This window comes from Mycobacterium sp. KBS0706 (assembly GCF_005938675.2).
Taxonomy (GTDB): Bacteria; Pseudomonadota; Alphaproteobacteria; order DSM-16000; family Inquilinaceae; genus Inquilinus.
Window position 1 is genome coordinate 1 of the sequence record NZ_VCCH02000337.1, and the last position, 571, is coordinate 571.

1 protein-coding gene is annotated in these 571 nt (G+C 70.2%); it reads right to left on the reverse strand.

Annotated features, from left to right (window positions below):
- Positions 1 to 95: 95 nt before the first annotated feature.
- Positions 96 to 571: IS21-like element helper ATPase IstB (gene istB / locus FFK22_RS42155; protein WP_138893730.1), on the reverse strand; the 476-nt coding region annotated here is incomplete at its 5' end.

The following is a 571-nucleotide window of genomic DNA, read 5'->3' on the forward strand; positions in this document are numbered from 1 at the left end:
AGCGCCTCCGCGCGGCTGGCGTAGCGAAGCGCGGGAGGTGCCTGTGGGCCCCCGGGGTTGAGCCGCGGGGGTGGGGGTTCGGGGGCGGGGGTGTGTCATGCGACGGTCTCCGGTTTGAGGGTTTCGGGCTTGATCAGGCCGGCGCGGCGTTTCTCGCGCAGCCGATAGCTGTCGCCGCGGATGGTCAGGACGTGGCTGTGGTGCAGCAGCCGGTCGAGGATGGCGGTGGCCACGACCGGATCGCCGAAGACCTCGCCCCATTCGCCGACGGAGCGGTTCGAGGTGATCAGCAGGCTGCCGCGCTCGTAGCGGCGGGAGACGAGCTGGAAGAACAGGTGCGCGGCGTTGGGTTCGAAGGGCAGATAGCCGAGCTCGTCGATGATCAGCAGCTTGGGCTTGGCGTAGAAGGCCAGGCGCTCCTCGATCCGGCCATCTGCGTGCGCCTTGGCGAGTGCCGCGACCAGCGCGGTGGCAGCGACGAACAGGACCGAGTAGCCCGCCCGGATGGCTTCGCGTCCGAGCGCGATCGCCAGATGGGTCTTGCCGACGCCGGGCGGCCCCAAGAGCAGCA